This is a genomic window from Polymorphobacter multimanifer (assembly GCF_014205635.1).
GTDB classification, from domain to species: Bacteria; Pseudomonadota; Alphaproteobacteria; order Sphingomonadales; family Sphingomonadaceae; genus Sandarakinorhabdus; species Sandarakinorhabdus multimanifer.
The window spans coordinates 122393-146236 of sequence record NZ_JACIIV010000009.1; the positions used below are offsets into that span (position 1 = coordinate 122393).

The 23844-nt window shown below is 67.8% G+C and carries 29 protein-coding genes and 1 pseudogene; 20 read left to right on the plus strand and 10 right to left on the minus strand.

The genetic code is table 11. The annotated features are described in order from the left end of the window. Positions 1-20: 20 nt before the first annotated feature. Both hslU and hslV read right to left on the minus strand, forming a co-directional pair. Positions 21-1343, minus strand: coding sequence for an ATP-dependent protease ATPase subunit HslU (hslU, locus tag FHS79_RS07625; protein ID WP_184197803.1), 1323 nt, complete (start codon positions 1341-1343; stop codon positions 21-23). Then, positions 1343-1933, minus strand: a complete 591-nt coding sequence (gene hslV, locus FHS79_RS07630; RefSeq protein WP_184197807.1) for an ATP-dependent protease subunit HslV — start codon at positions 1931-1933, stop codon at positions 1343-1345. The genes hslU and hslV overlap by 1 nt, the downstream gene beginning before the upstream one ends. A 114-nt stretch (positions 1934-2047) precedes the next feature. On the opposite strand from hslV, the gene FHS79_RS07635 reads away from it, so the two are divergent. From FHS79_RS07635 to FHS79_RS07660, 6 genes are all read left to right on the plus strand, one after another. Beyond that, on the plus strand, positions 2048-2677 hold the full coding sequence (locus FHS79_RS07635) for a 1-acyl-sn-glycerol-3-phosphate acyltransferase (protein WP_184197810.1): 630 nt from the start codon (positions 2048-2050) through the stop codon (positions 2675-2677). A gap of 65 nt (positions 2678-2742) precedes the next feature. Then, complete coding sequence (gene hisB / locus FHS79_RS07640; RefSeq protein WP_184197813.1) at positions 2743-3396, plus strand: imidazoleglycerol-phosphate dehydratase HisB; 654 nt, start codon at positions 2743-2745, stop codon at positions 3394-3396. Beyond that, positions 3386-4021, plus strand: coding sequence for an imidazole glycerol phosphate synthase subunit HisH (gene hisH, locus FHS79_RS07645; RefSeq protein ID WP_184197816.1), 636 nt, complete (start codon positions 3386-3388; stop codon positions 4019-4021). Before hisB ends, hisH begins: the two co-directional genes overlap by 11 nt. Then, positions 4012-4734 carry a 1-(5-phosphoribosyl)-5-[(5-phosphoribosylamino)methylideneamino]imidazole-4-carboxamide isomerase gene (hisA, locus tag FHS79_RS07650; protein WP_184197819.1) on the plus strand — a complete coding sequence of 241 codons (723 nt, stop codon included), beginning with the start codon at positions 4012-4014 and terminating at the stop codon, positions 4732-4734. The genes hisH and hisA overlap by 10 nt, the downstream gene beginning before the upstream one ends. Before the next feature lie 10 nt (positions 4735-4744). Then, the gene (gene hisF / locus FHS79_RS07655; RefSeq protein ID WP_184197822.1) at positions 4745-5509 is read left to right on the plus strand and encodes an imidazole glycerol phosphate synthase subunit HisF; all 765 of its coding nucleotides are present in this window, start codon (positions 4745-4747) and stop codon (positions 5507-5509) included. Continuing rightward, positions 5506-5841 (plus strand): phosphoribosyl-ATP diphosphatase, encoded by a 336-nt coding sequence (locus FHS79_RS07660; RefSeq protein WP_184197825.1) that lies wholly within the window; start codon positions 5506-5508, stop codon positions 5839-5841. Before hisF ends, FHS79_RS07660 begins: the two co-directional genes overlap by 4 nt. 147 nt (positions 5842-5988) lie before the next feature. Here FHS79_RS07660 and FHS79_RS07665 read toward each other — a convergent pair whose 3' ends face one another. Together FHS79_RS07665 and hemE are read right to left on the minus strand one after the other, a co-directional pair. Further along, positions 5989-6429: a CopD family protein gene (locus FHS79_RS07665; RefSeq protein ID WP_184197828.1), complete on the minus strand. Its 441-nt coding sequence runs from the start codon at positions 6427-6429 to the stop codon at positions 5989-5991. After that, positions 6426-7466, minus strand: a complete 1041-nt coding sequence (gene hemE / locus FHS79_RS07670) for a uroporphyrinogen decarboxylase (RefSeq protein WP_184197830.1) — start codon at positions 7464-7466, stop codon at positions 6426-6428. The genes FHS79_RS07665 and hemE overlap by 4 nt, the downstream gene beginning before the upstream one ends. Positions 7467-7806: 340 nt before the next feature. Between hemE and FHS79_RS07675 the strand changes: the two genes are divergently transcribed. The 12 genes from FHS79_RS07675 (at position 7807) to FHS79_RS07730 (ending at position 15953) form a co-directional block, all read left to right on the plus strand. Continuing rightward, on the plus strand, positions 7807-8646 hold the full coding sequence (locus tag FHS79_RS07675) for a pyruvate, water dikinase regulatory protein (RefSeq protein ID WP_184197832.1): 840 nt from the start codon (positions 7807-7809) through the stop codon (positions 8644-8646). Positions 8647-8671: 25 nt separating this feature from the next. Continuing rightward, positions 8672-9259, plus strand: coding sequence for a Maf family protein (locus FHS79_RS07680; RefSeq protein ID WP_184197834.1), 588 nt, complete (start codon positions 8672-8674; stop codon positions 9257-9259). Between the two features lie 58 nt (positions 9260-9317). Then, on the plus strand, positions 9318-9968 hold the full coding sequence (locus FHS79_RS07685) for a DsbA family protein (protein ID WP_184197836.1): 651 nt from the start codon (positions 9318-9320) through the stop codon (positions 9966-9968). Between the two features lie 131 nt (positions 9969-10099). Then, a complete protein-coding gene (locus FHS79_RS07690) occupies positions 10100-10630 on the plus strand; it encodes a methanogen output domain 1-containing protein (RefSeq protein WP_184197838.1) in 531 nt (176 codons plus the stop codon). Then, positions 10627-11676: a sensor histidine kinase gene (locus tag FHS79_RS07695; protein ID WP_184197841.1), complete on the plus strand. Its 1050-nt coding sequence runs from the start codon at positions 10627-10629 to the stop codon at positions 11674-11676. Before FHS79_RS07690 ends, FHS79_RS07695 begins: the two co-directional genes overlap by 4 nt. Positions 11677-11708: 32 nt before the next feature. Continuing rightward, positions 11709-12188, plus strand: coding sequence for a response regulator (locus tag FHS79_RS07700; RefSeq protein WP_207792262.1), 480 nt, complete (start codon positions 11709-11711; stop codon positions 12186-12188). A 16-nt stretch (positions 12189-12204) separates the two neighbouring features. Further along, the gene (locus FHS79_RS07705) at positions 12205-13014 is read left to right on the plus strand and encodes a shikimate dehydrogenase family protein (RefSeq protein WP_184197844.1); all 810 of its coding nucleotides are present in this window, start codon (positions 12205-12207) and stop codon (positions 13012-13014) included. After that, the gene (gene coaE, locus FHS79_RS07710) at positions 13011-13586 is read left to right on the plus strand and encodes a dephospho-CoA kinase (protein WP_184197846.1); all 576 of its coding nucleotides are present in this window, start codon (positions 13011-13013) and stop codon (positions 13584-13586) included. The genes FHS79_RS07705 and coaE overlap by 4 nt, the downstream gene beginning before the upstream one ends. A 102-nt stretch (positions 13587-13688) precedes the next feature. Then, positions 13689-14381, plus strand: a complete 693-nt coding sequence (gene dnaQ, locus FHS79_RS07715; RefSeq protein WP_184197849.1) for a DNA polymerase III subunit epsilon — start codon at positions 13689-13691, stop codon at positions 14379-14381. A 162-nt stretch (positions 14382-14543) separates the two neighbouring features. Beyond that, positions 14544-15134: a ribosome hibernation-promoting factor, HPF/YfiA family gene (gene hpf, locus FHS79_RS07720; RefSeq protein ID WP_184197925.1), complete on the plus strand. Its 591-nt coding sequence runs from the start codon at positions 14544-14546 to the stop codon at positions 15132-15134. 22 nt (positions 15135-15156) lie between these two features. After that, positions 15157-15636 carry a PTS sugar transporter subunit IIA gene (locus tag FHS79_RS07725; RefSeq protein WP_184197854.1) on the plus strand — a complete coding sequence of 160 codons (480 nt, stop codon included), beginning with the start codon at positions 15157-15159 and terminating at the stop codon, positions 15634-15636. After that, positions 15636-15953 (plus strand): DUF1491 family protein, encoded by a 318-nt coding sequence (locus tag FHS79_RS07730; RefSeq protein WP_184197857.1) that lies wholly within the window; start codon positions 15636-15638, stop codon positions 15951-15953. Before FHS79_RS07725 ends, FHS79_RS07730 begins: the two co-directional genes overlap by 1 nt. A gap of 16 nt (positions 15954-15969) precedes the next feature. Here the strand turns inward: FHS79_RS07730 and scpB are convergent, their stop codons facing one another. From scpB to argS, 5 genes are read right to left on the minus strand one after another with little or no spacing between them, the layout of a single operon-like run. After that, positions 15970-16545 carry an SMC-Scp complex subunit ScpB gene (gene scpB, locus FHS79_RS07735; protein WP_184197859.1) on the minus strand — a complete coding sequence of 192 codons (576 nt, stop codon included), beginning with the start codon at positions 16543-16545 and terminating at the stop codon, positions 15970-15972. Continuing rightward, positions 16542-17306 carry a segregation and condensation protein A gene (locus FHS79_RS07740; RefSeq protein ID WP_184197862.1) on the minus strand — a complete coding sequence of 255 codons (765 nt, stop codon included), beginning with the start codon at positions 17304-17306 and terminating at the stop codon, positions 16542-16544. The genes scpB and FHS79_RS07740 overlap by 4 nt, the downstream gene beginning before the upstream one ends. Further along, positions 17303-18355 carry a glycoside hydrolase family 3 protein gene (locus tag FHS79_RS07745; RefSeq protein WP_184197865.1) on the minus strand — a complete coding sequence of 351 codons (1053 nt, stop codon included), beginning with the start codon at positions 18353-18355 and terminating at the stop codon, positions 17303-17305. The genes FHS79_RS07740 and FHS79_RS07745 overlap by 4 nt, the downstream gene beginning before the upstream one ends. A gap of 10 nt (positions 18356-18365) precedes the next feature. Further along, complete coding sequence (locus tag FHS79_RS07750) at positions 18366-19205, minus strand: SPOR domain-containing protein (protein ID WP_184197868.1); 840 nt, start codon at positions 19203-19205, stop codon at positions 18366-18368. Next, entirely contained in the window at positions 19205-20926 is a 1722-nt protein-coding gene (argS, locus tag FHS79_RS07755; protein WP_184197871.1) for an arginine--tRNA ligase, read from the minus strand. The genes FHS79_RS07750 and argS overlap by 1 nt, the downstream gene beginning before the upstream one ends. A 98-nt stretch (positions 20927-21024) precedes the next feature. Here argS and FHS79_RS07760 point away from each other — a divergent pair. Both FHS79_RS07760 and FHS79_RS19420 read left to right on the plus strand, forming a co-directional pair. Continuing rightward, positions 21025-22047 (plus strand): annotated as a pseudogene (locus FHS79_RS07760) (dicarboxylate/amino acid:cation symporter); the annotation flags it as partial. A gap of 112 nt (positions 22048-22159) precedes the next feature. After that, the gene (locus FHS79_RS19420) at positions 22160-22267 is read left to right on the plus strand and encodes a hypothetical protein (protein ID WP_373289772.1); all 108 of its coding nucleotides are present in this window, start codon (positions 22160-22162) and stop codon (positions 22265-22267) included. Here the strand turns inward: FHS79_RS19420 and aceB are convergent. Continuing rightward, positions 22252-23841, minus strand: coding sequence for a malate synthase A (gene aceB / locus FHS79_RS07765; protein ID WP_184197874.1), 1590 nt, complete (start codon positions 23839-23841; stop codon positions 22252-22254). The two genes, FHS79_RS19420 and aceB, sit on opposite strands and share 16 nt — an antisense overlap. Positions 23842-23844: the final 3 nt, after the last annotated feature.

A 23844-nucleotide genomic window follows, 5' to 3' on the forward strand; every position in this document is an offset into this window, starting at 1 on the left:
GTTGGCCGCCCCCCGCGGCGTCAGAGAATGAACTTCGACAGGTCGGTGTTGCGAGCGATCGCACCGAGCTGGTCCTCGACCATGGCGGCATCGACCGTCACCGTCTCGCCGGCGCGGTCGCTCGCCTCGAAGGACAGCGATTCCAGCAGCTTCTCCATGATCGTCTGCAAGCGGCGGGCGCCGATGTTCTCGACAGCGGCATTCACCTGTTCGGCAGTGCGGGCGATGGCATTGATCCCGTCCGCGGTGAAATGGATGTTAACGCCCTCGGTGCCGAGAAGCGCTGTATATTGGCGGATGAGCGAAGCTTCGGTGTCGGTGAGGATGCGGCGGAAATCCTCATAGGTCAGGCCCTTGAGCTCAACGCGGATGGGCAGCCTTCCCTGCAACTCGGGAAGGAGATCCGACGGGCTCGCGACATGGAAGGCGCCCGAGGCGATGAAGAGGATGTGATCGGTCTTCACCGGCCCATGCTTGGTGGCGACCGTGGTGCCCTCGATGAGCGGCAGCAGGTCGCGCTGCACGCCCTCGCGGCTGACCGAGCCGCCGCGAACGTCGGACACCGCGATCTTGTCGATCTCGTCGAGGAAGACGATGCCATTGGCCTCGGCGTTGCGGACGGCTTCGCGGGTGATCTCTTCGTCATCGAGGCGCTTGTCCGATTCCTCCGCCAGCAGCGCTTCGAAGGCGGCTTCGACGGGCAGCTTGCGGCGCTTGGTGCGGCCGCCCATCGCCTTGCCGAACATCTCGGAGAGATTGATCATGCCGACCTGTCCCGGAGCGCCCGGCATTTCGAACTGCGGGCCGGCGTCGGCGAGTTCGAGCTCGACCTCGCGGTCCTTCATGTCGCCCGATTCAAAGCGCTGGCGGAAGGCGAGGCGGGTGGCTTCGGAGGCATCCTTGCCGACCAGCGCATCGAGCAGGCGTGCCATGGCAGCGGCTTCGGCGGCGTCGCGCACCGTGCTGCGGCGAGCATCGCGGACGAGTCGGATCGATTCCTCGACGAGATCGCGGATGATCGAATCGACGTCGCGGCCGACATAGCCGACCTCGGTGAACTTGGTCGCTTCGATCTTGAGGAACGGTGCTCCGGTGAGCTTGGCCAGCCGCCGGCTGATCTCGGTCTTGCCGCAGCCGGTGGGCCCGATCATCAGGATGTTCTTCGGCGTCACCTCGTCGCGCAGGTCATCGCTCAGCTGCTGGCGGCGCCAGCGGTTGCGCATGGCGACCGCCACGGCGCGCTTGGCATCGGCCTGGCCGACGATATGGCGATCGAGCGCGGCGACGATCTCGGCGGGGGTCAGGCCCTTTTCGGCAGACGTGAGCGGGGTGGCGTGGATCATCAAAGGTCTCCGCCCGAGTGGTCGGACTGGTTCTCGCCGGTCGAGGCGGCAATCGTCTCCACGGTGAGCTGGTCGTTGGTGTAGATGCAAAGCTCGGCGGCAATCGCCATCGAACGGCGCGCCACGGCTTCGGCGCTGTGCGGACTGTCCGCCAGCGCGCGGGCAGCGGCGAGGGCATAATTGCCGCCTGAGCCGATTGCGGCGATGCCGCCGTGCGGCTCAAGAACATCGCCTGTGCCGGTGAGCACGAGAGTGACATCGGCATCGGCGACGATCATCATCGCTTCGAGGCGGCGGAGGTAGCGATCGGTCCGCCAGTCCTTCGCCAGCTCGACGGCGGCGCGGGTGAGCTGGCCGGGGAAGCGCTCGAGCTTGGATTCCAGGCGCTCGAACAGCGTGAAGGCATCGGCGGTGGCGCCGGCGAAGCCGCCGATCACCCGGCCATCATGGCCGAGGCGGCGGACCTTGCGGGCGTTGGGCTTCATGATCGTCTGGCCCATGGTCACCTGGCCATCACCGGCGATGGTGACCTGGCCGTTCTTGCGCACCGAGACGATGGTGGTGCCGTGCCAGGTGAATTCTTCGGACATGCGAGGGTACTTTCTTGTTCTTGGGGTCCATGTAGGGCTTTGGCGGGCCTTGCAAAAGGCTTGCGGCAATTTTGGCAGCTTGGGCGGGACGGCGGGCTCTGCTAGCGGGACGCCATGGCACCTCCCGGCACGCTGATCGTCAACGATGCAACGAGCGCGCGGCCGCGGCCCCGTGGCAGCCTCGGCATGGAGATCTGGCACTGGCTGTGCCGGGGATTTCTCCTGGCCGGCGGATGGAAGATTGCGTGCGACTGGCCGTCGGATGCCAAGGTCGTCATCACCGCCGCCCCGCACACCTCCAACTGGGATGGCATCTGGATGGTGGCCGCCGCCGGCGCCTGGCGGGCGCGGCTGCGCTACATGGGCAAGAAGAGCCTGACGCAGGGGCCGTTCGGCTGGGCCGTGCGCTGGAGCGGGTGCATCCCGATCGACCGCAGCAAGGCGAACGATGTGGTGCAGGCCAGCATCAACGCCTTTGCCGCGGCCGATGATCTCATCCTGGCGGTCCCGCCCGAAGGCACGCGCGACCTCGTGGAAAAGTGGAAATCGGGCTTTTATCATATCGCGGTGGGAGCCGGCGTGCCCATCACCACGGCGGTCATGGACTATGCGACACGGACGGTGACGCTGAAGATCACGCTGTGGCCGAGCGGCGACTATGCGCAGGACCTGCCGATCATCCAGGCGGCCTATGCCGATGCCAAGGGAAAATACCCCGAGAAGTTCGTGATGACGGGCCGGTGAGACAAAAAGGTGAGACAGGGGCAGCGGCTTGCCCGAAAGTCGCGCTTGCTCTACCGCGCGATGCCATGAGCCCCAGCCCCGCCTCCCGCATCGCCACCATCAGCCGCGCCACCAAGGAAACTTCGGTCGAGGTGACCGTCAACCTCGACGGCAGCGGCGATTATCAGGTGTCGACCGGCATCGGCTTTCTCGATCACATGCTCGAGCAGCTGAGCCGGCACTCGCTGATCGACCTCCACGTGAAGACGGTGGGCGACCTGCACATCGATGGCCACCACACCACCGAGGATACAGGCATCGCGCTCGGCGAGGCGATCGGCAAGGCGCTGGGCGATCGTCGCGGAATCACCCGCTATGGCGATGCGCTGGTGCCGATGGACGAGACGCTCACCCGCGTGGCGCTCGACATTTCCGGCCGCCCCTATCTGGTATGGCGCTCGGGCTTCACCCAGCCCAAGCTCGGCGACCTCGACACCGAGATGGTGAAGGAGTTTTTCGCGGCACTCGCCGGCTCTGCGGGGCTGACGCTGCATATCGAGACGCTCTACGGGGTGAACAATCACCATATCGCCGAAAGCTGCTTCAAGGGCGTCGCGCGCGCGCTGCGGACGGCGGTGGCGATCGATCCGCGCAAGGCCGATGCGGTGCCCTCCACCAAGGGATCGCTCGGCGGCACGGCGACAGGCGGCATGGACCTCGACGGCAGCCATGGCGGCTGAGAGCGCGCCCGAGCGCGTCGCACTCATCGATTACGGCGCCGGCAACCTCCGCTCCGCAGCCCGGGCGCTGGAAGCGGTAGGGGCACAGGTGACGGTGACCGCGTCCGCGGCGGAGATCCTGGCCGCCGATCGCATCGTGCTGCCCGGCGTGGGCGCGTTCGGCCAGTGCATCGAGGCACTGCGCAGCGTCGATGGGCTGGAAGCAGCCCTTCACGAGGCGGTCATCGAGCGGCGGCGGCCGTTCCTCGGCATCTGTGTCGGCATGCAGCTGCTCGCCAGCGAGGGCCATGAGCATGGCGTGCACCGCGGGCTCGGCTGGATCGAGGGCCGGGTCGTGCGAATGGCGCCCGCAGATACCAGCCTCAAGGTGCCGCACATGGGCTGGAACCGCGTTCTGCCGAGCGATGGCAGCGGCCTGCCCCAGGGCGAGGCCTATTTCGTGCACAGCTATGTCTTCGAGGTGGCGAGCGGCAGCGATGTGCGCGCCACGGCAACACATGGCACGCCCTTTGCCGCCATCGTCGGCCGCGCGAACCTGACCGGGGTGCAATTCCACCCCGAAAAGAGCCAGGCCTATGGGCTGGGCTTTCTGAAGAACTGGCTCGAGGATGGCCGATGGCACTGACGATCTATCCGGCAATCGACCTCAAGCTTGGCCAGGTTGTGCGGCTGGCAGAAGGCGACATGGACCGGGCAACGGTCTATGGCGATGATCCCGCTGCGCAAGCCGCACGCTTCGCCGAGGCCGGCGCCACAGTGCTGCATGTCGTCGATCTCGATGGCGCCTTTGCCGGCGAAAGCTGCAACGGGGCGGCAGTGCGCGCGATCCTGGCGGCCTTTCCCGGCCGGGTCCAGGTCGGCGGCGGCATCCGCAGCCGCGCCCAGGCCGAAGCCTGGCTCGAGGCCGGCGTGTGGCGCGTGGTGATGGGGACGGCGGCACTCGAAAACCCGGTGCTGGTGCGCGAGCTCGCCGCCGAGCACCCCGGCGGGGTGGTGGTTGCAGTCGATGCGCGGGGCGGCATGGTGGCGGTGCGCGGCTGGGCGGAGAAGTCCAGCGTGTCGGTCGAAGATCTCGGGCGGCGGTTCGAGGATGCCGGGGTGGCAGCCCTGTTGTTCACCGATGTCGGGCGCGACGGGCTGCTCAAGGGCGTCAACGTCGAGGCCACCGCAGCCCTGGCGGCGGCGGTGGCGATCCCGGTCATCGCCAGCGGCGGGCTGGCGGGGCTGGCGGACATCGAAGCACTCAAGGGCCGGCCCGGCATCGAGGGCGTCATCACCGGCCGTGCGATCTACGACGGGCGCATCGACCTCGCCGAAGCGCTGGCGCTCGCGGCATGAGCCCGAAACCATGAGTGTGGCGACCCGGATCATCCCCTGCCTCGATGTGGCGGACGGACGGGTGGTGAAGGGCGTCAACTTCGTTTCGCTGCGCGATGCCGGGGATCCGGTGGAGGCAGCGCGCGCCTATGATGCCGCCGGCGCCGACGAACTGTGCTTCCTCGATATCAGCGCCAGCCATGAAGGCCGCGGCACGCTGCTGCACATGGTCGAAGCAGTGGCGGACCAGTGCTTCATGCCGCTCACGGTCGGCGGCGGGGTGCGCTCGGTCGCCGATGCCCGCGCCCTCCTGCTGGCGGGCGCCGACAAGGTGGCGGTCAACTCCGCCGCCGTTGCGCGCCCGGCACTCATCGGCGAGCTCGCCGGGCGCTTCGGCGAGCAATGCGTCGTCGTTGCAGTCGATGCCAAGCGCGTTGGCGATGGCTGGGAGGTCTTCACCCATGGCGGGCGCCGCGGCACCGGCATCGATGCAGTGGCCTATGCCGTGGAAGCCGCACGGCTCGGCGCCGGCGAGATCCTGCTCACCTCGATGGACCGCGATGGCACACGCAGCGGCTATGACCTGGCACTCACCCGCCGCATTGCCGATGCCGTGCCGGTGCCCGTCATCGCCAGCGGCGGCGTCGGCGGGCTCGACGATCTGGTGGCCGGCGTGGTCGAAGGCCATGCCAGCGCCGTACTCGCCGCCTCGATCTTCCATTTCGGCGAAGCGTCGATCGACCAGGCCCGGCAGGCGCTCATCGCCGCCGGGGTGCATGTGCGGAGGCCGACATGAGCGACGATCCCCCCCCCGATGTGCTCGATCGCCTCGAAGCGCGAATCCGCCTCAACCGCCACGGCGATCCGGCGACGAGCTACACTGCCAAGCTGACCGCGCGCGGCCGCGCCAAGATCGCCCAGAAGCTCGGCGAAGAAGCCGTGGAAACCGTCATCGCAGCAATGCGCGCCGACCGCGACGAGATCGTGAGCGAATCCGCCGACCTGATGTTCCACCTCTGCGTCCTGCTCGCCGATGCGGGCCTGTCGCTCGACGATGTGCGCGCCGAACTGGTGCGCCGCGAAGGCCTGTCGGGGCTGGACGAAAAGGCCGGGCGCAAGAAGGGGTGAACAAGGGGCCTCCGGCGGCTGGGGGCTCGGGCCCCAGACCCCATTCGTGGGCCATCGCACACACTTGGCCGTCCGGATATTGCACAGGCCACCTATCGGGGTCTGGGGCCCGAGCCCCCAGCCGCCGGAGGCCGCTTTTCCCTTTGATCAGAACGGCTTGACGATCACCAGCAGCACCGCGCCAATCGTGGCCAGCGACGGAATCTCATTGGCCAGCCGCAGCGTCTTCTCGGCATATGGCCGCTCGCCGCGCCCGAATTTCTTCGTGGTGGCGGTGGCCCAGCCATGGAAGCCCGAGAGGCCGAGCACGATGGCGAGCTTGGCGTGGAGCCAGCCATTGCCTGCAAAGCCGAGGTGGAAGGCGAGGCTGAGGCCCGCGGCCCAGCTGATGATGAGTCCCGGCGTGAGGATGATGCGGCGCAGCCGCCGGCAGCGTTCGGCCCAGAGGCTGTTCTCGGCATCGGACGCCGCGGCCATCCAGTAGACGAGGAAGCGCGGCAGCATGAACAGCCCCGCCATCCAGAAGATGACGAAGATGACATGGAGCGACTTCACATAGGGATAGGCGCTGCCGAGCCAGCCGGTCATCGAAAGGGCTTCCGCACCAGGTCCATCAGCGCCTCGACATGGGCGATCGGGGTTTCCTTGATGATGCCGTGGCCGAGGTTGAAGATGTGCGGACGGCTGTCGAAGGCGGCGCGCACACGGGCAACGGCTTGTGTCAGCGCTTCACCGCCGGTCAAAAGGGCAAGCGGATCGAGATTGCCTTGCACCGGCATGCCGGGGGGCAGCACGGCATCGGCCCAGGCGGGATCGAGCGTCTCGTCGAGGCCGACGGCATCGACCCCGGTTTCGGCGGCATAGGCGGCAAGCTTGGCACCCGCCCCCTTGGGAAAACCGATGATCGGCGTATCGGGATGGCGCGCCATCAGCTGGCTGGTGATGCTGGCGGTCGGCGCGATCACCCAGCGCTCGAACTGCGTCGGGCTGAGCGAGCCCGCCCAGCTGTCGAACAGCTGCACCGCCTGCGCGCCCGCGTCGATCTGGCCCGAAAGATAGTCGACCGTGCTGCGCACGATGGCATCGATCAGCGACTGGAAGGCGGCCGGGTCGGCATAGGCGAGCGCACGGGTCTCGGCCTGGTCCTTCGAGCCATGGCCGTTCACCATGTAGGTAGCGATCGTCCACGGCGCCCCGGCAAAGCCGAGCATGGTGATCGAAGGGTCGATCGCCGCGCGGACCTTGGCGACGGTCTCGTAGATCCTCGCAAAATAGCCGGGGGCGGGGGTGAGAGATTCCCAGTCGGCGGTCTGGAGCGGCGGGGTCAGCTGCGGACCTTCGCCGGGGCCGAAGGTCAGGCCCTGGCCCATCCCGTGCGGCACGATCAGGATGTCCGAGAACAGGATCGCGCCGTCCATGTGGAAGCGGCGGAGGGGCTGGACGGTGACCTCGCAAGCGGCGTCGGGATCATAGACCAGCTCGAGAAAGCCACCCTTTTCGGCACGCAGCGCGCGATATTCGGGGAGGTAGCGGCCGGCCTGGCGCATCAGCCACACCGGCGGCGGATCGCGGTGTTCGCCCTTCAGGACGGCGAGAAGGGGCGGGTCGGTGGGGAGGGCGTTCATGAGGGCTTTCATTGCGGCGCGCGCACGCACGGTCAAGAGTCAGCAACAATCAAGATTCTTTAAAAAAACTGTTGTGGTTGTTGGGGGTGGGGAACATCGGGATAAGTCGCTGTGCCGGATTCCATCCACAACCGGCCAAATGCCAATGCGGCATGAAATCGCGAGTCGCGCGACTTGTCCCCGTTATCCACAGCCCCCCCTGTGGAGTCTTCCCCATGGGACTCGATGGGCGGAGCGGGGGCGGCGAACCCGATGGTTCCTGGGCATGGACGCGATTCCGCCGGCCTTGACCGGGCGGCTCCACGGGTTATTCACAGGCTTGTTCCGGGGATATTTCGACATGAGCGTTGGCCAGACCCGCTTGCACCTTCATCTGGTGAGCGATTCCACCGGCGAGACGCTCGAAATCATCGCCAAGGCCGGCCTTGCCCGATTCGAGGGCGTGGACGCGGTGAAGCACTTCTGGCCGATGGTGCGATCCGAAGGGCATCTCGACCGGGTGATGGAGGAAATCGTCAAGCGGCCGGGGCTGGTCATCCACACCCTCGTCGATGGCCGGGTGCGGGATCGGCTGGAGAGTAGATGCGTCAACCTGGGGCTGCCGATGGTGAGCCCCCTCGATCCGACCGTGACCGCGCTTTCGGGCCTTCTCGGGCAGGTGGCGACGAGCCGGCCGGGCCGCCAGCACGTGATGGACGCCGCCTATTTCAAGCGCGTCGACGCGATCAACTACACGATGGTGCACGATGATGGTGCCGGCCATGACAATTGGGAGGAGGCCGAGATCGTGCTCGCCGGCGTGTCGCGCACCTCGAAGACGCCGACGGCCATCTATCTCGCCAACCGCGGCTACAAGACCGCGAACATCCCGCTGGTGCCGCAATCGCCGCCCCCCGCCTCGCTGTTCAAGCTGCAGAACCCGCTGGTGGTGGGGCTGACCGCGGCCTCCGAGCGGTTGCTGGCGGTGCGGCGCAACCGGCTGCTGAGCCTGGGGCAGATGCCCGACACCGCCTATGTGGACCTCGAGCAGATCGACGCCGAGACGGCGTTCGCGCGCCGGCTGTTCGCCGACAACGACATTCCGGTGATCGATGTGACACGTCGCTCGATCGAGGAGACGGCAGCGGCGATCATCAACCTGGTGCAGGCGCGCGCCGACCGGGCAGGCGACCCGGTGTGATGGAACCGGCTGCAATGCGGGCTGCATGATCATCCTCGCCAGCCAGAGTGCGGCGCGTCGCTCGATGCTGGCAGCCGCCGGCGTGGCGCACGACGCGATTCCCGCGCATGTCGATGAGGAGGGGGTCACCGCCGCCCTCGTCGGCGCCCCTGCGGAGAAAATCGCCGATGCTTTGGCCGAGCTCAAGGCGGTGAAGATCTCTCGCGCGCACCCCGATGCGCTGGTGCTGGGCGCGGATTCGATCGCGGTTACCGCCGATGGCGAGCTCCTCGCCAAGCCCGAGACGCGCGCCCGTGCCGAGGTGCAGCTGCGCCAGCTTGCCGGCACAACGCACCGGCTGGTGTCGGCGGCGGTGGTGGCGCAGGGCGGCAAGCCGGTGTGGCGCGCCGGCGGGGTGGCGCGGCTGATGATGCGGCCGCTGTCGGATGCCTTCATCGCCGACTATCTCGACCGCGAGGGCGAGGCGGTGCTCGGCTGTGTCGGCTGCTACCGGATCGAAGGGCTCGGCGCCCAGCTTTTCACGCGGATCGACGGGGACCAGTTCGTCATCCGCGGCCTGCCGCTGCTGGCACTGCTGGGGTGGCTGCGCGAGCGGGGGGTTGTGGGGACGTGAGCTGGCCTCCGGCGGCTGGGGCCGGCGACCCCGGACCGCGTTTGCGGGGACCGCGCTGATGGCCCAGGCGGTTTCGCGGCGGCAGCTTCTGCAACTGGGCGCGGTGGTGGTGGTTGGCTGGGGGGCTGCAAAGGTCTTTCAGCGTGCAGCACCGATCGGCCGTGATGTCGGCACCAACCTGACCGCGCAGCGGCTGCTGCAGGATCGGCTTTCGCCGCGGACCGAGGTGCGCGGCGCCGATCTGACGATGGTGGTGTTCACCGATTACCAGTGCGCGGCGTGCAAGGTGGCCGCACCGGCGATGGCGGCGGCGGTGGCGGACGATGGCCGGGTGCGGCTGATCTACCGGGAATGGCCGATCTTCGGACCGCGTTCCGAGCGCGCTGCACGCGTGGCGCTGGCGTCGGCGGCGCAGGGCGTCTACCCCCAGGTCCATCGGCGGCTGATGGCCGAGCGGCGGCAGCTCGACGATGCGGTGCTGCAGGCCGTGGTGGAAGCGAGCGGCGGCGACTGGGCGCGGCTGCTTGCCGATCTTGACCGTCTTGCACAGCCGATTGACCAGCTGATCGCGCGCACCAGCCAGGATGCCTTTGCACTGAGCCTGCCCGGAACGCCGGCGTTTGTGATCGGCACCATCCTGGTGGTCGGCGGCATGGACGAGGATGGTTTTGCCCGGGCCTTTGCCGAGGCGCGTGCGCGACCACGGTGAGGCCGGGTCGGCAACGTGGCGCACATGGCGCCCACGCTGCGACATTTTGTCCGAAACAGCCTTTCTCGGCGGCGCCGCATGTTCCATAAGCGCCAGACAAGTGAATGTTTGTTTTGCGATGGAGTGCCGTCATGGCCTCAGTTGATCTTCCTGCGAATGCTGCGCAGCTCGATGTGCCGCTCGAACGCGATGGCTTTGTGCGGTTGCTGATCCGAGAGCTGGCCGGCACCCTCGAGGAGGTCGTCGGGGTCAAGGAGGCGTCGGGCTATATCAGTGTGGTCGGAACTGCGATCGGCGAGCATATCGATGCCGATTACCGGCAGGCCTTTGCCGTGGACAGGCTGTCGCGGACGCAGGTGGCCGACGTGCTGGTCGACCTGAAGCGGCGGATCCAGGGGGATTTCTTCATCATCGACGAGACCGAGGACCGGATCGTCCTCGGCAATCGCGTCTGCCCGTTCGGCGAGATGGTGCGCGATCGGCCGTCGCTGTGCATGATGACATCGAACGTGTTCGGCCATGTCACTGCGCAGAACCTGGGTTATGCTGCGGTCGATCTGGAGGAGACCATCGCGCAGGGCCATGCCGGCTGCCGCGTCACGGTTTACCTGCGGCCGAGCGAAGCCGTGCCGGTGACCGCGCGCGAGTATGTCCGCCGTTGACGGGGCCGCTGAACATTCAGGCTGCGGCAGTGCTCGAAGGGCTTTCCGAAGTGGCGCTGCTGCTGGCGGAGGACGGAACCATCCTCCATGCCAACCGCGCGGCAAGCGTGCTGCTGGGGCCTGGTCTGGCCGGCACCCCGGTGTTTGCACTGCATGATGGGGAGCCTGGCGGGCTGGCGACCTATGTCGATCGCTGTCGGGGATCGCGGCAGCCGCTCGTCGGCACCATCACGCTGCGCAGCGAAGGCAAATACCAGTGCCGGGGCAATGTGATCGGGGACGGGGTGATCGGGAACGGGGCAGGGCGCGCGGTGCTGTTGCGGCTGAGCCGGTCGGACGACGCCCAGTTCGCGCTGCTGACGCGCAATCTCGAGGCGTTGCGCGACGAAGTCCGGGCCCGGCAGCGCACCGAAGCCATCCTGCGCGAGTCGATCAGCGAGCGCGAGCTGCTTCTCCGCGAGCTGCAGCACCGGGTGAACAACAACATGCAGATGTTGTCGGGAATCCTCAGCGGTGCCGAGCGTGAGGCCGAAAGCGAGGAGGCCCGGGCGATCCTCGGCGACACCGCCTCGCGATTTGCAGCGATCGGAGCGGTGCAGCAACTGCTCTACGCCTCGAACAATTTCAACAGCATCGACTTGGTCGCCTTTGTCGAAACGCTGGCGCGCGCCGCCAGCAGCTTGGCCGCAGACCCGCTTGTGGTGGAGACCGATGTCGAGCCGCTGCAGTTGCCGATCGGCAAAGCGCCATCACTCGCCCTCATCCTGAACGAGTTGCTGACCAATGCCGTGAAATATGGCATGCCGGCGAGGGGGACACAGAAAATCACCGTGACCCTCAAGGTGACGGGCGGCATGCTGGAGCTGCGCGTCGGCGACAACGGGCCGGGCTTCGGCGCCGCGTCGTCCGCCGGGGGCGGCCGCAAGCGTGCATCGGGATTGGGACTGGTGCGCGGGCTGCTGCGGCAGCTGGGCGGCTCATTGGCGATCGAAGCCGATGCCGGCGCGCGCTGCGTGGTGCGTATTTCGCACGCGCAGGAAGATTGAGAAGGCTGCCGATCGATGAATGCCCCAGTTCAATGAATGCCCCGATGCCGCTGCCATCGCAGCACTTCAACGTGCCCGGCATTCCAGGGTCGCCGCCGCGGTCCGGGGCGCAGAAGGGCATAGCGGCCACAACGGGCATCAGCGGCCGAATCCTGATTGTCGAGGATGAGTATTTCGTCGCGCTGTCGACCGAGGCTTCGCTTGGCGATGCAGGATATGACGTGATCGGCGTGGAATCGACCGGCGAGGCCGCCCTGGCGCGGGCGATTTCGGAAAAGCCCGATCTGATCCTGATGGACATCAGGCTGGCCGGGAAGATGGACGGGATCGACGCTGCCCTGGCGCTGCTTCCGCATGGCCTGCGCGTCGTGTTTGCCAGCGCCCATTCCGATGCGGTCACGCGCGGACGGGGCAATGCCGCGCAGCCGCTCGGCTGGCTGTTCAAGCCGTTTTCAGGCGATGAGCTGGTCCTGGCGGTTGCCCGCGCGCTCGAACGGCGACGGCCGACGTGATCGCGGGTTCCCGGCAATGATCCGACCTGTCGTGGCTGGCGTCATCGGCTGGCCGGTGGCGCACTCCAGGTCGCCGATCATCCATCGCTTCTGGCTGGCAAGGACCGGCATCGACGGCGAATACAGCCGCTTCCCGGTGGCCCCCGAAGCACTGGGTGCAGCACTGGGCGCGATGTCGGCTCTGGGCATTCGCGGCGTGAACGTGACCGTGCCGTACAAGGTGGCAGTGATGGCTCATCTGGCAACGCTCGACGACTCGGCAAAAGCCGTCGGTGCCGTCAACCTTGTCACCGCGCTGGCCGATGGCCTTGCAGGGTCGAACACCGATATCGACGGCATTCTGGCACCGCTGGCGGGGATCGCGCTGGCGGGGCGCCGGGTCGTGATCGCGGGCGCCGGCGGTGCGGCGCGGGCCGCGGTGGTAGCGATGCGGCGGCTGCAGGCAGGGCAGATCGTCCTGCTCGCGCGCGACCCGGCCAAGGGTGCTGCGATGCTGGAGTCGCTCGGCATCCCCGGCGACGTCCTGCCGATGGACGCGCGCTTCAAGGAGGCGGCGCTGCTGTTCAATGCGACGACAGCGGGAATGATGGGGCAGCCGCCGCTGGCGATCGACCTGGGGGGCATGGCGTCCGACGGGATCGTCTTCGACGCGGTCTATGCGCCACTCGAAACACCACTGCTGGCGGCGGCGCGGGCGCACGGGCTGTCGGTGATCGACGGGCTTGAAATGCTCATAGGTCAGGCGGCGCGGGCGTTCGAAACCATTTATGGCGTGGCCGCGCCGCGCATGCACGATGCCGAACTGCGGGCGCTGCTCACGGCATGAAGATCATCGGGCTGACCGGCTCCATCGGCATGGGCAAGAGCACCGTGGCGGCGATGTTCCGCAAGCTCGGGGTGCCGGTCTTCGATGCCGATGCCGAGGTGCGGCGCGTGCAGGGACCTGGCGGCCGCGCGCTGGCGGCGATCGAGGCGGCGTTTCCCGGCACCACCCACGAAGCCGGGCTGCACCGCGAGCGGCTGGGAGCGGCGGTGTTTGGCGACCATCTGGCGTTGCGGCGGCTGGAGGGGATTTTGCATCCGCTGGTGGCCGAAGTGCAATCGTCGTTTCTGGGCGCGCACCGGCTCAAGCAGGCGGTGGTGCTCGATGTGCCACTGTTGTTCGAGAAAGGCGGCTGGCAGCGCTGCCATCTGACCGTGGTCGTCTCCGCGCCGCTGCGGGTGCAGCGCGCGCGCGTGCTGGCAAGGCCGGGGATGACACGGGCAAGGTTCGAGGCGATCCTGAAGGCGCAGATGCCCGATGCCGAAAAGCGCCGCCGCGCCGATGTGGTGATCGAGACCGGGCGCGGCCGCCGCCTGACCTGGGATGCAGTGCGGCGGATCGTGCGCGAGCTTTAGCGGCGTCGTATTTGCGATTAGTCCAAGGGATGGGGTTCAGGGGCCAAGCCCCCTGTCCGCCGCAGGCTTCTATTTCCGCCGCCCCTGCGCTATGCCCCCGCCATGCGCGAGATTGTCTTCGACACCGAGACCACCGGGATCATGCCGGGGGATGGCCACCGCATCGTCGAGATCGGCGCGCTGGAGATGATCGGCCGGGTGGTGACCGGGCGGCAATTCCACACCTATGTCGATCCGTGCCGGCCGATGCCGCGCGATGCCCAGAATGTGCACGGGCTTTCAAGCGACTTCCTCACCGGCCAGCCGGTGTTCGAAATGGTGATCGACGGGTTTCTGGACTTCATCGGCGATGCACCTCTGGTGGCGCACAACGCCGCCTTCGACATGGAATTCATCAACTGGGAGCTGAAGCGTGCCAAGCGGCAGCCGCTGCCGCTCACGCGGATGATCGACACGCTGGAGATCAGCCGCAAGCTGCATCCCGGCGCAAAGCACACGCTCGATGCGCTGTGCAACCGCTATGGCATCGACCTTTCCGGCCGGGTCAAGCATGGCGCGCTGCTCGATGCCGAGCTGCTGGCGCGCGTGTATGTGGAGCTGATGGGCGGCCGCCAGATCGGGCTCGATCTTGTGGCGGATGCAGCCGATGTGCCGCTCGATTTCAGTGCCCCGCCGCCTGCGCTGGTGGGTGCGTCCGGCCCGCGTGTGGCGATCCATGCGGCGGCGAGCGATGATGAGCTGGCGCGGCACCAGGCCTTTGTGGCCGGGCTCAAGGAGCCGCTCTGGCTGGCATGATGTTGCCGCGTCCCGCCGTGTCCGCGGCGGGACAAGACGCGGGACAAGCCAGGCATTTTGCCGCAATATCCCGAGTCCGCAGCCATTGGCTGCGGGCAGTGCGCCGGCACACTTCGCTGGCGCAATCAACTCGCAGGCGGTGCCTGCGTTGGGAGACGAGTGATGGACATCAGGATTTCAGGACATCAGGTTGATACCGGCGCGGCCTTCGGCGTGCACGTGCGCGAGCGGCTGCAGGCCATGGTGGACAAGTATTTTCCGCGCGCACTCACCGCGCACGTCACGCTGGAGCCGGCGCCACACGGGCATTTCCAGGTCGATATCGTGATGCATGTGATGGCCGACCTCATCCTGAAGGGCTCGAATCGCGGCGCCGAGGCGCATGTCGCCTTCGATGGCGCGGCCGAACGGATCGACAAGCAGCTGCGTCGCTACATGCGCCGGCTGAAGGACCGGCACGGTCCCGGCGCGCAGGTGGCCGCCGAGCGGGCTATCATGAGCGAGTTCGACAATGCCGATTACAAGATCTTTGCCGCCGTGTCCGAAGAAGCGGAACCCGAGGGCGACCATCCGCTTGTTATTGCAGAGACACGCGTGGACATTCCGGAGGCCACGGTGAGCGATGCAGTGATGATGCTGGACTTGCGCAACACAAACGCATTGTTGTTCGTCAATTCTGCATCCGGAAACCATAATATGGTGTATCGTCGCGACGATGGCAGCATCGGTTGGGTCGAACCCAGACGCGCCTGACGGGCAGATTTTGGAGCAAGCGATGAGCGGTGGAGATTTTGCCGACCTGCTGCGCGGGGATGCAATCTTCCTTGGTGTGGAGGCCGGTGACAAGTCGGCGCTGCTGGCTGCGTGCGCGCAGGCAGCAGCGCCGCTTGCCGGTCTTCCCGCCAGCTTCATCCTCGAGCGGGTGCGCGAGCGTGAGACGCTCGGCACCACCGGCTTCGGCCAGGGGGTGGCCATCCCGCATGCCCGGCTTGCCGGGCTTGATGCCGTGACGATCGTGGTCGTGCGGCCGGCGAAACCCCTCGATTACGGCGCCCTCGACGGCGAGCCGGTCGATCTGGTGGTGATGCTGCTGTCGCCCGAGGGTGCGGGGGCGGACCATCTGAAGGCGCTGGCACGGATCAGCCGGGCGCTGCGCAACCGGCGCATCCTTGCCGCAATGCGCGCCGCACCCAGCGCCGATGCCCTGTTTGCGGCGATCGACTCCCCGGCGATGAGCGAAAACCAGGCTGCTTGATGCGGCTGGCGGCGGGGCTCAAGGTTTCGGCACTGCTTCGTACTGTGCAGGCCGTCGGCGGCTTCGGCGTGGTTCTGGCCCGCGGCGACCAGGAGGCAGGCAGCATCGCCGTGGTGGTGCGCGAAGGCGGCGAGGAGCTGCTGCTGGCACCGGTGATGGCGCTGAGCGGGCGTTATGCCTGGTCGGAGGCGGCGCGCGGCGAGGCAGTGGCAGGCTGGGTGTCCCGCGCGCGGCAGCGCGATCCCGATCTCTGGGTGGTGGAAATCGAGGCGGCGGACGCCATGCGGCTGGTGGGCGAGACGCTGGGGCAGGATTGAGCCCCTGCGGCGGCAGCTATTCCTCCCGGCCTCCCAGCGGCAACGGCAGCTCGCGCGGTGGCTCACGGTCGAGCAGCCCGGCGGCCTTGAGGTCCGCCAGCCCCGGCAGGTCGCGCCGCGAGGCGAGGTTGAAATGCGCCAGGAACCCCGGCGTGGTGGCATATTGCAACGGTCGGCCCGGGCTTTCCCGCCGCCCCGCCGGCCGCACCCAGCCCGCCTCCATCAGCACGTCGAGCGTGCCGGGCGAGACGGCAACCCCACGGATTTCCTCGATTTCCGGCCGCGTGACCGGCTCGTGATAAGCGATAACCGACAGCGTCTCCACCGCGGCCCGGCTCAGCTTGCGTACCGCCTCGCGGGTGGGGCGGAGATGGTGCGCCAGGTCGGGTGCAGTCTGGAACGCCCAGCGCCCGCCGCGCTCGACAAGGATGATTCCGCGCGGAGCGTAGGAGTCGGCCAGCTGGCGCAGCAGCTCGGGCAGATCCCCCCGCTCGCCCACATGCCGGGTCAGCTCGCCGAGACCAAGCGGCGCCTCGGCCGCGAAGATCACAGCCTCCAGCGCGCGCAGCGCCTCATGTGCCGTGTCGCTCATGCCCGCCCCCGGATCAGAATCGGGGCAAATGCCGCCCCTTGCGAAACCTCCGCCCGCCCCTGCCGCACCAGCTCCAGCGTGGCAACGAAGCTTGAGGCGAGCACCGAGCGCGCATAGCTTTCATCAGCAAGGTCGCGCGGCAGGTAGCGCACCAGCTCGGCCCAATCGAGCGATGCGCCAAGCAGCCGCTCCAGCCGTTCGATCGCCTCGTCGAGTGCCATCACCGGCCGGCGCCGCACGACATGCACCCCGTGCTGGGCGCGGGCCTGGATGTTGCCATAGGCCGAAATCAGGTCGAAAAGGCTGGTGTCGAAGCGGCTCAGCGTCTCGGTGCTCAGCCCCTCGGGGGCAGCGCGGCGAAAACTGTCCCACCCCAGTTGCGGCCGTGCCAGCAGCTTCTGCCCGGCATCGCGCATGGCACCCAGTCGTTGCAGCTGGAACTGCAGCTTCAACGCCATCTCGGCAGGATCAGGATCGGCATCGGGCTCGGGGGGCAGCAGAAGTGCGGATTTGAGATAGGCGAGCCACGCCGCCATCACCAGATAATCGGCCGCCAGCTCGAGGCTCAGCGCCCGCGCGTCGCGAATGAAAGCGAGATACTGTTCGACCAGCGCCAGGATCGAGATCTGCGCCAGATCGACCTTTTGCGTCCGCGCCAGTTGCAGCAGCAGGTCGAGCGGCCCCTCCCAGCTGCCGAGCTGCAATACAAGCGAAGGCGGCGCCTCGGCGCGGGGGGGACCGTCCTCGAACGGCTCGGTCATGCCTGTCCGAGGCCGGCAGCGAGCAACTGGTCGCGCGCATCGGCCCAGCCCGCCGCCGGCGTGCTGTCCCCCGCACCCGCCCAGGCCATCGCCGCATCGAGCCGCCGCGCCGCCGCTGCTTCGATCGACCCGAGCGCCTCGGCAATCGCGCGCATCTCCGCCATGTCGCCCGAGCAATGCAGCGCGATATCGCAGCCGGCGTCCAGGCTGGCGAGGGCGCGCGCGCCGAAATCCATCAGCGCGTTCGAGCCCGCGGCATGGCCCCCCGAAAGCGGATTGCCGAGCGCATGCATGCCGAGATCATCGGACATCAGCAGCCCCGAAAAGCCGATATCCTCGCGAATGAAGTCGATGACGGTCGGGGAGAGCGTCGCACAGCGGTGCGGATCGAGTGCGGTGTAGGTTACATGCGCCGTCATCGCCATGGGGGCGGCGGCAAGCCGGCGGAAAGGTTCGAAATCGCGCTCCAGCGCCTCACGGCTTGCGGTGACGATCGGCAGCTCGACATGGCTGTCGGCAGCAGCACGGCCATGGCCGGGGATATGCTTCACCACCCCGCACACCCCGCCCTGCCGCAGGCCATCGAGCGTGGCGCGGCCGAGTGCTGCCACCTGCATCGGCTCGAACCCCAGCGCGCGGTCGCCGATGATGTCATGGCCTTCCCGGTCGCGCACATCGAGCAGCGGCAGGCAATCGACGGTGATGCCGAGGTCCCGCAGCATCGCCGCCAGCGCCAGCGCATTGAGCCTGCACGCCTCGATCGCGGTGATGGGCGCGCGCTCATACACATCGGCAAAGGCCTGGCCGCTCGGAAACTCGGGCCAGTGCGGCGGCCGCAACCGCGCCACGCGCCCGCCCTCCTGGTCGATGAGGATCGGCAGTCGCCGCCCCGCCATGTCGGTCAGCGCCGCCGTCAGCGCCCGCACCTGCTCAGGGCTGTCGATGTTGCGCTTGAACAGGATATAGCCGGCAGGATCGACACTGCGGAACAGCGCGCGCTCGGCCTCCGAGATGGTAAGCCCTTCAAGGCCGAAGAACGCCGGAATCATAAGTCGGCCATCATTCGCTCACCACCGTGCAACTGTCCCCCGCACCCGCCAGCCGCGCGCACAGTGCAGCCGTATCGCCGCCACTGGCACGCAGACGCCACAGCGTCTGCCCGCCGCGTTCGGTGGGCACATAGCGCGGCGAGAAGCCCAGCATCCCGTGCCGTGCCGCCAGCCGCGCCCATTCGGATTCAGCACGCGCCCGGCTCGAAAAAGCGCCGAGCTGCACCGTCTTGCCACCCGCCGCCGGGGCCGCCCTGGGTGGCGGCGCCGTGATCGTCGGCACAGGAGCAGGGGCCGCGCGCGCGGGCGCCAATGCTGCTGGCGGAGCTGCTGCCGGTGCTGCTGCCGGCGCGGGCGCCGGTGTTGCCACCGCATCGCCGCCCATCGCCGGCGGCAGCAGGTTGCGCGCCGTCGGCGGCGGGGCCGCCGGCTCGGCCTCGCCGCTGCCCGGCCGCGCCATCGGCACCTCGGGTGCGGCCCCCAGGTTGATGTCGCTCATATCGTCGATCCCGGCGCCCGCCGCATACAGCGTCTGGTCCTGGCCCTCGACATCGAGCCCGCGCGGATCCTCGGGCTTCACCTTGAACGGCCCGGGAAGGGCATTGATCAGCGGCGCCTGTGCAGCCTCCATATAGCCGTCGCCGTTGCTCTGGCCGGGGCGGGTAAAGACATAGACCGCGATGATCGCCGCCACCGCCACCGCCAGCAGCACGATGATCAGCCGCATCAGCGGCGCCCGCGACGCGCCCTGCTCGCGGCCCCGGCCATTGCTCCGGCCTGAGCCCCGGCCAGAGCCACGGCTTCCGGGTTCGGCCTCGGCCAGCCAGGGGGCATCATCGTCGTGCGCCATCAGTGCAGCTCGCTCGCCGCTTCGACACCGATCACGCCGAGTGCGGAGCGGATCACATTGCCCAGCCCCCGCGCCAGCGCCAGCCGCGCCGCCGTAGTGGCCGGATCATCGGCAATCACGAAGCGCCGTGCCGGATCGTCATTGCCCATGTTCCACAGCGCATGGAACGCTGCGGCCAGATCGGCCAGGTAAAAGGCAATCCGGTGCGGTTCACGCGCCTCGGCTGCCTGCTCCACCAGCCGCGGCCAGCTCGCCGCCAGCTTCACCGCTGCCAGCTCCTCGGGCAGCAGCAGCGACAGATCCGGTTCGGGCAGGTCGATCCCCGCCTCCACCGCCTTGCGCCCCAGCGAGGCGATGCGCGCATGGGCATATTGCACATAAAACACCGGATTCTCGCGCGTCTGCTCCACCGCCTTGGCAAAGTCGAACTCCAGCGGGCTCTCGGGCCGCTTGGTGAGCATGATGAAGCGCACCACATCCTTGCCCACCTCGTCGACCACATCGCGCAGCGTCACGAAATTGCCGGCGCGCTTGGACATCTTGAACGGCTCGCCATTCTTCATCAGCTTGACCAGCTGCACCACCTTGATGTCGAGCGGCACCCGGCCTTCGGAAAGTGCGGCCACCGCCGCCGTCATGCGCTTCACATAGCCGGCATGGTCGGCACCGAACACGTTGACGAGAGCGGTATAGCCCCGCTGCAGCTTGTCGTAATGGTACGCCACATCGCCGGCGAAATAGGTCCAGCTGCCGTCGGACTTCTTCATCGCGCGGTCGCTGTCATCGCCGAACTCGGTCGAGCAGAACAGCGTCTGCGGGCGCGGCTCCCAATCCTCGCCGCTGGTGCCCTTCGGCCGCTCGAGCACGCCCTGGTGGATCAGCCCGCGCGCATCGAGCACCTCGAGGGCCTCCTGCACTCGCGGGCCCAGTGAATTCTCCGAGAAATACACGTCCTGCCTGATGGCAAGCGCCGCCAGATCCTCGCGGATGCGATCCATCATCGCCGCCACTGCAATTCCGCGGAAATCCTTCAGCCATTCGCTTTCGGGCGCGCCCACGAAACGGTCGCCATGCTCTGCCGCCAGCGCCTCGCCGATCGGAACCAGATAGTCCCCCGGATAAAAGCCCTCGGGAATCGTCACCGCCTCGCCCAATGCCTCGCGGTAACGCAGGTGCACCGAGCGCGCGAGCACATCGACCTGCCCGCCGGCGTCGTTGATGTAATATTCGCGCGTCACCTCATTGCCGGCAAAGGCCAGCAGGCTGGCGAGCGCATCGCCCACCACCGCCCCCCGGCAATGCCCCACATGCACCGGGCCTGTAGGGTTGGTGGACACATATTCGATGTTGATCCGGCTCCCGGGCTTCGCTGCCCCCCGGCCATAATCGACGCCCGCCGCCAGAATTGCCTGCAGCTCGGCCTCCCACTCGGCGCGGCGCAGCGTCAGGTTGAGGAAGCCCGGCCCCGCCACCTCGGCCGTCGCCACGTCCGCCCGCCGCGACAGCCGCTGCGCCAGCGCCACGGCAATCTCGCGCGGCGGCCGCTTCGCCTGCTTGGTCAGCACCATCGCCGCATTGGTCGCCAGATCCCCATGCGACGCATCGCGCGGCGGCTCCACCGTCACGCCGCGCGTGTCGAGCCCCTGGGGCAGGTCGCCGCTCGCCTGCATGGCGGCAAGCTCGGCCTGGATGATGTCGAGAAATCGGGCGTGAAGGTGCATCCCCCGGCTTTAGCCGCTGCGGTGCGGGTGCGGAAGGGGGTGCGGGGCGGCAGGGCCGATGCTATCCCGGTCCTCCACCGGCGCAACGCAGGAAGACGATGACCCGATTGTTCCGCCAATGGCTCGCCGTCCCGCTCTGGCAGCGCATCCTCGCCGCCCTGGTGCTCGGCGCGCTCGCCGGGCTGGCACTGGGCGCCCAGGCCGAAAGCCTGCGCTGGCTCGGCGATCTGTTCATCCGCCTCATCCGCATGCTTATCGTGCCGCTGGTGTTCATCACCCTCGTCGCCGGCATCACCGGCATGGAGGCGCCCGCCCGCCTCGCCTCGATAGGGCTCAAGGCGATGACGCTCTACATGGCCACCACCTTCGGGGCGGTGCTCATCGGCCTTGCCCTCGCCCTCGCCATCCGCCCGGGAATCGGCCTCGATATCGGCACTGCCACCGCTGTCGTCACCGCTGCCCCGGTGGCGCTCGGCGAGCGGATGATGGCCATCGTGCCCGAAAATGTCATCGCCGCCTTCGCCGCGGGCGATGTGCTGGCGGTCATCTTCTTCGCCGTGCTGCTCGGCACCGCGATGGTGCTTGCAGGGCCAGCCGCCGCCCCGCTCACCCGCGCCTTCACCGCCGGCTCCGCGGTCATGCTGCGGCTGACCGGAATCGTCATGGAATTCGCCCCCTTCGGCGTCTTCGCGCTGGTCGCCACCGTCACCGGCAGCGAGGGGCTGGCGGCGTTCACCGGCATGCTCAAGCTCGGGCTTGTCGTCTTCCTCGGCGGCGCGCTGCACATGCTGCTGCTGCAGGGCGCCCTCGTCCGGTTCGTCGCCCGGATGCCCATCCCCGCCTTCCTGAAAGGCGCGCGCACCCCGCAGCTCATGGCCTTTTCCACCAGCTCGAGCGCCGCCACCCTGCCCGTCTCGCTCGAAGCCGCACAAGAGCAGCTCGGCGTGCCGGCGCCCATTGCCTCGGTGGTGCTGCCGCTCGGCGCCACCATCAACATGGATGGCACCGGGCTTTATGTGGCGGCCGTCGCGGTGTTCGCCGCCCAGGTCTTCGGCATCCCGCTGTCGCTTGCCGACTATGGCCTGATCGCACTGACAACAATGCTGGTCTCGATCGGCACGGCCTCGGTCCCGTCCGCCTCGCTGTTCCTGATGGCGGCGGTGCTCGATGTCATCGGCGTCTCGACCGGCGCTCGTCATCGGCTTCGTGCTGCCCTTCGACCGGCTGCTGGACATGTGGCGCACCGTCGTCAACGTCACCGGCGATCTCGCCATCGCCATCGCCGTCACCCGCTGGGAGGGTGACGGCGGCGCTGAAGAGTCCCCTCAGCCGGCGAAATGAAACTCATACGCCGGCCCGGTCAGGAACGGCGCCAGTTCATCGGCCAGGATCAGCGTCTGCAGGATGTCCGCCGCTTCCTGATATTTGCCGGTGGCAAAGAAATTGTCCCCCACCTGGCCCTTCCACACACCAAGCTGCTCCTTCACCGCCGCCCCGATCAGCGCCGCATCCACCGGCTCGCCTGAATCGAGCACCACCTTCTGCATGCGCCACTGCCAGAGCTGGGTGCGGCTGATCTCGGCGGTTGCGGCATCCTCCATCAGATTGTGCAGCGGCACCGCACCCTGCCCGCGCAGCCAGGCGGCGATATAGCCGATTCCCACATTGATGTTGTTGTCGAGCCCGGCGCGCGACTTCGGCCCCGGCGGCGCCGTGACCAGATCATCCGCCGTTGCCACGCCGTCCGGAATCACCCCGAGCTGGTTCGGCGTCGGCATGATCGCATCGAACACTTCGCGCGCCAGCCCGACGAGCCCGGGGTGCGCCACCCAGGTGCCATCATGCCCCAGCTTCGCCTCGCGCTCCTTGTCGGCGCGCACTGCGGCAAAGGCCTTTTCATTGGCCGCCTCATCGTCCTTCACCGGAATGAAGGCGCTCATCCCGCCCATCGCATGCGCACCGCGCTTGTGGCAGGTGCGGATCACATGGCGCGCATAGGCCGCCATGAACGGGCTCGCCATCGTCACCGCCGCGCGGTCGGGCAGCACCTTCGAGCCATCGTTCTGGAAGGTCTTGATATAGCTGAAGATATAGTCCCAGCGGCCGCAGTTGAGCGCGGTGATATGGTCGCGGAGTTCGTAGAGGATTTCCTCGGCCATGAAGGCACCCGGCAGCGTCTCGATCAACACTGTGGCGCGGATGGTGCCGAGTGGCAGCCCCAGCACCGATTGCGCCAGCCGGAACACATCGTTCCACAGCCGCGCTTCCAGATAATGTTCGAGCTTGGGCAGGTAGAAGTAAGGCCCCGAGCCGCGCGCGAGCAGCGCCTTGGCATTGTGGAAGAAATACAGCCCGAAATCGAACAGCGCGCCCGCCACGCGCTCGCCATCGACCAGCATGTGCGCCTCGTCGAGGTGCCAGCCGCGCGGCCGCGCGATCAGCGTGCAGGTCTTGTCGTTGAGCTTGTAGCTCTTGCCCCCGGAACCTTTGTTCTCCTCGAGCGTGATCGTGCCCGCAGCGGCGTCGCGCAGATTGACCTGCCCCTGCACCATCACATCCCAGGTCGGCGCCGACGCATCCTCGAGGCACGCCATGAAGCATTGCGCGCCCGAATTGAGCGCGTTGATCACCATCTTGCGGTCGCACGGCCCGGTGATCTCCACCCGGCGGTCGCTGAGGTCGGCAGGTGCGGCGCGCACCTGCCAGTGCGGATCATCCCGCACGCTCGACATTTCCGGCGGGAAGTCGATCGATTCGCCGCCGTTCCACTGTGCCTGCCGCTCGTGGCGCGCCGCCAGCAGGTTCTGCCGCATCGGCTCGAAGCTCCGGTGCAGCAGTGCAACGAAGGCGAGTGCCGGCTCGGTCAGGATCGTCTCGTAACCGGGTTGCAGCGCGCCGGTAATCTTGATGCTCATGTC